This is a genomic window from Flavobacterium sp. (assembly GCF_043773265.1).
Taxonomy (GTDB): domain Bacteria; phylum Bacteroidota; class Bacteroidia; order Flavobacteriales; family Flavobacteriaceae; genus Flavobacterium.
In genome coordinates, this window is the sequence record NZ_JAYVFH010000074.1 from 1 (window position 1) to 9311 (window position 9311).

Genomic DNA, 9311 nt, shown 5'->3' on the forward strand with positions numbered 1-9311 from the left:
ACATCTAGTATTTCTGTTACCACACCAGGAACAACAGTTTTAACAGTTATTGCAACAAATACTTATGGTCCAGGATTATTTTGTACCAACACCAAAGAAGTAACTGTTATAATATCTGAACAACCAGAAATTGATCATTTTGAAACCATTGATTGGACTGTTGATGAAAATACTATTACGGTTGTTACTACCAAAGATGGAGCATTTGAATATTCATTAGACGATTCAATATATCAAGATTCTAATGTATTTACAAATCTTTCGCCTGGAGTTTATACTGTTTATGTAAAAGATAAATTTGGGTGCGGAAAAGTATCTCGCGAAGTTTGGTTGTTATATTATGTTAGATATTTTACACCAAACGGAGATGGATATAACGAAACTTGGCGAATAAAAGATTCGCAATTTGAACCAGAACTTAAAGTTTTAGTTTATGATAGATACGGAAAAATAATGGCTTCTTTCGATGCAAATAGTGAAGGTTGGGACGGATTATACAATGGTCAACCTGTAGTTTCAGATGACTATTGGTTTGTTGTAAACCGTCGTGATGGACGAACTCATAAAGGACATTTTACTCTAAAAAGGTAATTGTCAATAATTTGCAATAATATAATAGTTAAGTATTAGTAGTGATATAAGAATAAAAACCTTTAGAAACTCTATTATGTTACAGGTTTTTTCAATTTCTATTATATTATTTTTTACACAGATGTAAACCAATAACATAAAAAACAGTATTACAATTATTAATCCACCATAGAAAAATAAAGTAATTATTGTGGTATTTGTTTCCATAACGTTTATTAAAAATTAGCTTAATAATTATTTATTTAAAAAAGCCCCAAATTTTAACTTGGGACTTTCTCAAACAAAATTAACCTACTCAAAAGTTATAATTTTTTAGTTATCATTTGCAATGCACAGATTTTCAATTAATGTTTTGATATCTGTTGCAATAGTTGAAAAATCGGGTCTTACTAATGCTATACCAGCTGTATTGTTGTTTATTAAACTTATTTCATAGTTTGCAGTTGGTAAAGTAGTAACTAATATACATTGAATGTTTTGAGCATTTGCTTGTGTAGCAAGCGCAGATAAATAGGCATCATCAATTGCAGTATTATTGTCATCATCACCTCCATCTGGTGCATCAGTTATAATTATCATGATTTTTGTTTTTCCTGGTCGCCAAGTTCCTGCAAAGGCATTACTTACAATTTCACTCATTAACATTCCACCTGGTTCTGCAAAACCATTACCATTACCTAAAGGCATTGAGCCATTTAATTTTGCAAGTTGAGAACTAAAAGTAGCAGTATTAGCTGTACCAAATTTTTCCATCATTGTTAAGTATTGATTAGTTGTTGTTCCAGTTGTATTAATTATTTTATTTGCTGCAGGCAAACTTGTATAATCAGCATTAGTAAAATAAGTTGCATTTTGAGCTTTTGAATATTCATCAAAAATTGATAATGATAATCTATAATCTCCACCAGATTCAGTTACTATTGTACTTACAATACTTGCAACAGCGGTTTTTATACCATTAATTGCTGTACCCATGCTTCCTGTATAATCAATAACAAAGGCAACATCCATTCCGCCATCGCAAGAAAAAGGAAATGTATCTTGATCATTATATTTACATTCATTATTGTTGCAAGAATTTAGAGTTATAAAACATGTTATTGCAACTAAAAATGTTTTTACTTTTGAAATTTTATTTATTGTTTTCATAATTAAATGTTTTTAAAGTTTGATTTTGTGTAAGAGTTAGGTTTTTATTTTCAACCTAACTCTTTTCAACCTAACCAAACAAAATTTATTTTTTATTGCAAGGACAACTTGAGTCAAATATTTCTACGTCGCCATGTCCGCCTTTATCCGACGTACCATAAACTGAATTATAATCTATAAATAAATCAGTTGTAGAGTTAGGAAGTAATAATGGACTATTTCCAGAAGCACTCATTCCTTGAACACCATACATTATATTTGGAGCAGCATTTAAATAATTTCCTGTAGACCAGACAATATCATCAGGAGTAAAACTTCCAAGGTTTTCTCTTGAACCATAATCAACTCCACCAGCAGAATTATCTCCAGCTGCATAATTTCCAACATAAAAATTGTTTCCTGGAATCCAAGTTGCGCCAGATTTTACATATTCTAATACTAATGATTCGTGAGGATGACCTTTTTCTGCAAGTAACATTCTACCAGAACATGAAAAAGCAATATCGCTTACAATGGCTTGAGTACCTAGAACATTTGGAACTTCTTTTTTAGAACTTGAAGGTGTATCATTAAATAGTTTTGTTGCTCCTACTTCTGTAGCTAAAAACTCTCCATTTGAATCGAGTTCAATTGACCAAATTTCTTTTGTTCCAGGATTGCTTGCCCAGTTTACTAAAGGTAAGAAAGTTACAGTTCTTGCAAAATATACATAAGTTTTCCCTGCTTCATTTAAAACACCAATACCCCATAATTGTTCTCCTTGTGGTGCAAGACCATCAATTGCATTGTCAATTACAAATGGATCAAAAATGCTTTTTACAATTCCTGTTGTGGTATCAATTCTGTAAATTCTTCCATCTTCAAGATTAGTTGCAAACAATTGATTATTTGTTTTGTCATATGCAATATTTCCAATACTATTTCCTGTACCAATACCTGAATTTGGAATAAACGCTGTTCCAACTGTGTTTGGAGTTGAGGTTGAACCAGTTTTTACCAATGGAATAGTTGTATTGGTTGATGTTGGTGTTGAAATATCGGTATAATAAATTCCTGCACTTCCAGCTGGACCATAAGTTGAAAGAGCAACAAAAGGCCAAAGGTGTTCGTAAACATTAGTTGCACTTAAATAAACTCCTTTGGAATTATCTAATGCAATACCAAATACAAGCCCAATATCTGTGTAAGTCCACATTGCAGGTTGAATAGATTGTATTTGATTTGCTCCAAGTGAGCTGTCGTTCCAATCGCCACCAACAGGAGCATTTGAATTGTATGTCGTTTTATATATTTTTCCAACACTAGAATAGGTGTTTGAAGATTGTGTTGTAACCATATAACCTTCAGGTTCATTTTCAACACAATTAGTCACATAACTACACGATTCTTTGCTACACGATGTTGAAAGCAACAACAATGCAATTCCAATAATTTTTATAATTAAATTTTTCATTTTTCTATTTTAAAAATTAGTTCGGACAGATAACTTTCATTTCTGTTCTTCTGTTGATAGAATGTTCTTCTTCGCTACAATTTACTCCATCAGCACATCTATTTAAAAGTACAGTTTCACCATATCCTTTTCCTGTAATTCTGCTTCTATCAATTCCTTGAGATACAACATAATCTACTGATGCATTTGCACGATTTTGAGATAACGTAGCGTTATATTGATGACTTGATCTACAATCTGTATGCGAACCAACTTCAACTTTTACTGATGGATTATCTTGCATAAAACGAACTAATCTATTTAATTCAGGTTTTGCAATTTCTTTGATTACATATTTATCTAAATCGAATAAAATATTTTTCAATCCAAGACCTTTTCCACAATCTACTTTTTCAGCACACATTTCAAGTTTTACAAATAAGTTTTTATCTCTATTGTAATCAGATGCAGAAACTCTTTCTATTTGAGAAAAATAATTTTCTTTTCTACCATACAATTCATAAGTTCCTGTTTCTGGCAATTGAAGTAAAAAATTACCATTTGAATCGGTCATTGTTGATTTTTTTACCGCTAAATCTTTATTTTCTAACGTTACATTTATGCCAGAAATTGGAGTAGTAGTGTTACACTCAAATGCTCGACCTTTTATGATAAAGTTTCTATCACCATATAAAATTTCTTTAGTAACCACTCCGCCATTTGCTTGACAGTTTGACAATTCTTGAATTGTTATTGTTCCATCTACAAGATTTACACTGTTTAACACTCCTTTAATTGTATAATTATCAGTTTTTACATTGTCAAAAACAACCACGCCAAAACCATTTGTTTTACCAGAATTAGTGGTTTGTCCTGAACTATTTACTAAAATAATATCAGTATCAGGTAGAATTTCTTTGGTATATTTATCTCTTGCAGTAATACTTACTTTGCAACCACAAGTTAAGCAAGCACACATTGGAGGCATGTGAGTTTTTCCACAAACAGTGCATTGAATACATTCGTTACAAACTTTTTTCACTCTATGATTTAATTTAATTGTAATACCAGCATAAATTCCAATAGAAGAAATATCACAATTACAAGACTCACGGTTTGCAGGCGTTAACGTTGTGATATTATATTCTGTTACACTTTGCACTGTTGAAGTTGTTGTAAAAGGTGCATATGCAGATGAATATCCAGTTGTAGCATCAACAAGTTCATCAACACCAAAATGTCTTAAATAATAAGCACCAGCGTGAATTCCGAAAGAATTATTGAAGAAATAATTAAATTGTAACGATGCTTTTCCTGAAAATATATTTTTAGCATCATAACCTGCATGATAATTTAAAAGCACAGGCAATAGAGTAGAAGTTGTTCCATCTAATTGCAATCTTCCACCTTTTATATTTCCTAGTCCTGCTCTTAATTTGAATTCAGTAGAAAATCTATTACTTCTTTGATATTTAAAACTTGGTCCAATTCCGTAAAAAGTTCTTGTAATATTATCTTTAGAAAAATTTAATCCTGAAATTGGTGCTCCACCAAAAAATAAATTTGTTGTGGGATAAGTGTTTTTTGGACTATTTTTAATATAGTCAAAATCAGCACCAATTCCAAACCAATTCCAATAATAATCTACAGAAGCGCCAAGTTCTAATCCACCTTTATAATCTATATAAGGTGTATTGTTGTCATACATTGGAATGATGTCATATCCACCACGAAGTGAAAATTGAAATCCCGAATTGTTGATAGTTGAAGTTACAGGAGTTGTAACTTGAGCATTTGATTTGTAAATTATACTTATAAAAAGTATAAATAAAAGTGTTTTAATTTGTTTCATAATAGTATAAATTAATTAAGGTTAAGGTAAAGCGTTAAGTGCAGCAGTTAAATTTTCTTGAGTTCCAACTGTAGTTTCTGCTAGAGTGAATGTTACTTGATGATTTGCTGTAAGTGGAGTAGATGGTTTGATTGCATATCTAAATTTTCCATCTTTTTCGGTTACAAAAATTAGATAGCATTCCATTCCAACTGGAAATTCTCCATAAGATTTACCTAAAGAATTTGGAAAATCTTTTGAAGCAAGAAACACAAAACTATTTGCTCCAGCATATCCAGCAGGAACTAAAGAAGTGATTGTAGTTTTTAGTCCAGGATAACTCATAAATCTATCGCAATTGAACCATCCAAAATCTTGAAAGAAAGCATAATAGTTTGGTTGACCAGTTGTAGGATTAATTCCAGTTGAAAAATCTACTCCAGTAACTTGTTCCCATGCAATATCGCCATCAGTATTTGTAGTTCCTGCAAAAGGCAACATTGCAGCATCAGTTCCGCCAGTTAAAGCAGTTGGCACTTGAAGTTGCATGAAGCAATCTGAGGTTAAAACAACTCCGTTTTGAGTAGCTTCAATAAAAAATTCACCTCCAGAAACTAACAATCTGTCTTCTCCAGAAGTGGTTTTTCCCATCGTTGCTTTATTTGATGTTAGCATATCACCACGATCAAAAATTTCAATAAATTCTAGTTTTACTTCACCTGTAACAGGAACACCAGCTTTTCTCAAACAACCACCATTAATTGTAAGTTTTACTCCTTTTTCAGAAGTAAATGTGTAAGTAGAACTTGCATCAAATAGTGTAGCTTGTGTCATACTTATTAATTTGGCTTCAAATAAGTTTTTAAAAGTTTCCGATGAAGGAACTTGATTTCCTGGACTTCCATCATCACTGTTGCAACTTATTAATGACATTGCCATTAAAAGAAGTAACCCGATTTTTTTTAATTGATTCATAATTTTTGTTTTTGGTTATTAATCTTGTTTATTGTTTATATAATGTGAATTGTAAATTTTTATATTAAAAAAATATTTATTATCATATTATATTTACAATGCAAATCTGCAACACGATTAAAAATTAATAGATGAGTATTAAACTAAAATTAAGTTGAGTAAACAACTAAAAAAAATACCGTTAAACAACGGATAGAGAAATAGCTAATTAGCTGAAATAAAAAAAGTAGGAAGATTGTTACTTTGTTTCAAATTAAAAAACTAATTTTATTAACTAAAAATTTAAACTTATGAAATCACTAACACTTAAATGCTTATTAATTATTTTATTAACGGCTTTGATAACAGCTTTTATAACATGTTATTTTTGTAAAAAGAAAGATATTGTTGATGTTCCAGGCGGAACTCGAAGTGATGATATCTGTATGGATTATGATTCCATTCAACCTCCAACGCTAACAGCCGATTTGGTTAAAAGTATGATTACAAAATATGACGATACTCAATTAAATAATATTCAAACAGCAACTGTTAATTCTGTTCCAAATGACGCAAGAGCAATATGGTTTGACTTAGAAACATTAAAAAAATTCATTTATCATATTGAACATAATGCTAATAAAAATCATGCAGAATCTAAAGGTAAAAAACTTGGAGTAAGAATTTATTATGCAGCTTATCCTAAAAATTCAGAAATGAGTGTTTTTGCTCAAAGTCAAACAGATTCAACTTTTACATTTAATCCTGATTACCAATTTAAGCATACTTTAGTAATGGTTCCTACGATTTCAGGAAGAAGTGGAGAGGAATTTGATTTTAATCCTCTAGATGTTAGTACATATAATGGTTTTGTTAATATGGATCCCAAAAATAAGTATGCTTTTATAAATAGTAATTATTCAATTCTTACTATTGGAGCTGGCGCAGAGGATGTAACTGCAAGTGGCTCAACACCAAGTATAAATGTTAGAAATCATGGTGTATTAACGCCTCCGGATTCAGTTACAGGATTAGGGTTTTAATAGTTTTAAATATGTACGATAGACCACCATTTCTTTTAGATTTATTACATATATGCGAGTTTATAGCAATGATTTTCGGAATTATAAATTTAAAATCTCTAAAGAATTCCTATTGGAAATGGTTTGTTTTTTATTTAATATACATATTACTGTATGAAACAATAACAGCTTTTTTATCTATTGAACTTAAAATAAATATTGAAAAAACATCTTCTTTGCTTCAATTCCCAATAGAATTCATTTTTATATATTGGTTATTTGCAATCAAATCTTTAAAATTTAATAAGCTATTTTGGATTTTCACTATATCTTATTTATTTTCATTGTTTTTAGAATTTAATTTGACAAATTTAAAAAGTTTTACATTTTATTCATTGAATAAAACTTTTGGAACTTTACTACTTCTTATTTTAGTTGTTATTGAATTTATCAAGCAAATTAAAAGTGATTCAATTTTAAAATTTAAAGAAGATAAAATGTTTTACATAAACATTGGAGTAATTTTGTTTTATGTAGGTAACATGCCTTTTTTCGGTTTATATAAAATGATAGTGGAATTTCCTGAAATTTGGAATAATTATTATAAATATTTTATGGTTTCCAATTGTTTAATGTATTTATTATTTGCAGCATCATTTATATGGGGAAAAGCCAAATCATAATAACAATAATATTATTTAATATATTTTTCATTGCATTTATCATTGCAATTGTTGCTTTTATTCAACAATATCGTCTTAAAAAGAAAGAACACACCATGCTTTTAAATAACCAATACGAAGAACATCAAAAAGAGCTTTTATCTACTCAGATAGAAATTCAAAATCAAACTATGCAACATATTGGAAGAGAAATTCACGATAATATTGGACAAAAGCTAACACTTGCCAGTTTATACACCCAACAACTTGCATACGAAAATAAAGCTCCGCAAATAAATGAAAGTATAGAAAATATTAGTTCAATTATTAATCAATCATTATCAGAATTAAGAGAATTATCCAAATCATTAACAGATGATGCTATAAACACTTCAAGTTTAGTAGAGCTTTTAAAACAAGAATGTGAAAAAATTAATGATTTAAAAAAGTGTAAAGCGATTTTAAAATTCAATGAAGATAAAACCAGCTACAATTATCAAATAAAAAGTGTACTTCTTCGAATATGCCAAGAGTTTATGCAAAACAGTATTAAATATTCTAAATGTAAAAACATTAAATTAATTTTAAACAAATCAGATGTTAATTTAAGTTTTATTTTATCAGATGACGGAATGGGCTTTGATATAAACAAAAAAAGTAACGGAATAGGATTGAGTAATATGAAAAAGAGAACCGAAATTATTGGAGGCACATCAACACTTCAAAGTTCTAAAGAAAACGGAACGACATTAACAATTTCAATACCTTTATAAATGAAAAAGAAAATAGTCATAGTCGATGATCATATTCTAATTGCTAAAGCTTTAAAAGAAATTATTTCAAATTTTAATAGCTTTGAAGTAATTTATGAATGTGAAAATGGTTCAGATTTAATAGAAAAATTAAAATCACAAGAAACTCCAGATATTATTCTTTTAGACATAAGTATGCCAATAATGGATGGTTTTGAAACTGCAAAATGGTTAAATGAAAATTATCCAAATATTTTAATAATGACTTTGAGCATGCAAGATGATGAACAAAGCGTTATTAAAATGATTAAAAATGGTGCAAACGGATATTTATTAAAAAACTCACATCCAACCGATTTAGAAAAAGCTTTAATAAAATTAATGAATGATGGATATTACTATCCAGATTGGGCATCACGAATTGTATTTGCAAGTTTAGGAACAGAAAAGATTAAAACATCTGCAGTCTTAAAATTAACAGATAGAGAAAAGGAGTTTCTTAAACATACAATATCTGAAATGAATTATAAAGAAATAGCAGAAAAAATGTTTTGCAGTCCTAGAACAGTTGAAAGTTATCGAGATAATTTGTTTGAAAAATTAGATTTAAAGTCAAGAGTTGGTTTAGCAGTTTATGCCATAAAAAACGGATATGAAGCTGAATAATTAGATTGCAAAATAAAATTATATACCATAAAGTATAGAAAATGAAATGATTAGTTTAATAAAAAAATAATTAAATCTTTTTTATTAAAATTGTATTTGAAAAATAAAAAAAGGTACTATATTTGCACTCGCAATTAGTAATAATTGAATTTTTATTGGAGAAATGGCAGAGCGGTCGAATGCGGCAGTCTTGAAAACTGTTGACTGTAACAGGTCCGGGGGTTCGAATCCCTCTTTCTCCGCCATTAGAAA

At 29.4% G+C, this 9311-nt stretch carries 9 protein-coding genes and 1 tRNA gene; 6 read left to right on the forward strand and 4 right to left on the reverse strand.

Annotated elements, in window-relative coordinates; translation table 11 throughout:
- A partial coding sequence (locus ACH2BO_RS03935; protein WP_395043452.1) for a T9SS type B sorting domain-containing protein occupies positions 1-591 on the forward strand: 591 nt, incomplete at its 5' end.
- A gap of 312 nt (positions 592-903) precedes the next feature.
- Here the strand turns inward: ACH2BO_RS03935 and ACH2BO_RS03940 are convergent.
- The 4 genes from ACH2BO_RS03940 to ACH2BO_RS03955 all read right to left on the reverse strand — a co-directional run bounded on the left by ACH2BO_RS03940 (position 904) and on the right by ACH2BO_RS03955 (position 5978).
- Positions 904-1740: a vWA domain-containing protein gene (locus ACH2BO_RS03940; protein WP_395043453.1), complete on the reverse strand. Its 837-nt coding sequence runs from the start codon at positions 1738-1740 to the stop codon at positions 904-906.
- Positions 1741-1825: 85 nt separating this feature from the next.
- On the reverse strand, positions 1826-3193 hold the full coding sequence (locus tag ACH2BO_RS03945) for a hypothetical protein (RefSeq protein ID WP_395043454.1): 1368 nt from the start codon (positions 3191-3193) through the stop codon (positions 1826-1828).
- Between the two features lie 16 nt (positions 3194-3209).
- A complete protein-coding gene (locus ACH2BO_RS03950) occupies positions 3210-5024 on the reverse strand; it encodes an OmpA family protein (RefSeq protein ID WP_395043455.1) in 1815 nt (604 codons plus the stop codon).
- Positions 5025-5045: 21 nt separating this feature from the next.
- Positions 5046-5978 (reverse strand): hypothetical protein, encoded by a 933-nt coding sequence (locus tag ACH2BO_RS03955; protein WP_395043456.1) that lies wholly within the window; start codon positions 5976-5978, stop codon positions 5046-5048.
- Positions 5979-6268: 290 nt separating this feature from the next.
- Here ACH2BO_RS03955 and ACH2BO_RS03960 point away from each other — a divergent pair, with 290 nt between their 5' ends.
- The 5 genes from ACH2BO_RS03960 to ACH2BO_RS03980 all read left to right on the forward strand — a co-directional run bounded on the left by ACH2BO_RS03960 (position 6269) and on the right by ACH2BO_RS03980 (position 9304).
- Entirely contained in the window at positions 6269-7000 is a 732-nt protein-coding gene (locus ACH2BO_RS03960; RefSeq protein WP_395043457.1) for a hypothetical protein, read from the forward strand.
- A 374-nt stretch (positions 7001-7374) separates the two neighbouring features.
- A complete protein-coding gene (locus ACH2BO_RS03965) occupies positions 7375-7662 on the forward strand; it encodes a hypothetical protein (protein WP_395043458.1) in 288 nt (95 codons plus the stop codon).
- On the forward strand, positions 7641-8414 hold the full coding sequence (locus ACH2BO_RS03970) for a sensor histidine kinase (RefSeq protein WP_395043459.1): 774 nt from the start codon (positions 7641-7643) through the stop codon (positions 8412-8414). The genes ACH2BO_RS03965 and ACH2BO_RS03970 overlap by 22 nt, the downstream gene beginning before the upstream one ends.
- Complete coding sequence (locus tag ACH2BO_RS03975) at positions 8415-9059, forward strand: response regulator (protein ID WP_395043460.1); 645 nt, start codon at positions 8415-8417, stop codon at positions 9057-9059.
- A gap of 157 nt (positions 9060-9216) precedes the next feature.
- A tRNA-Ser gene (locus tag ACH2BO_RS03980) sits at positions 9217-9304 on the forward strand.
- Positions 9305-9311 lie beyond the last annotated feature (7 nt).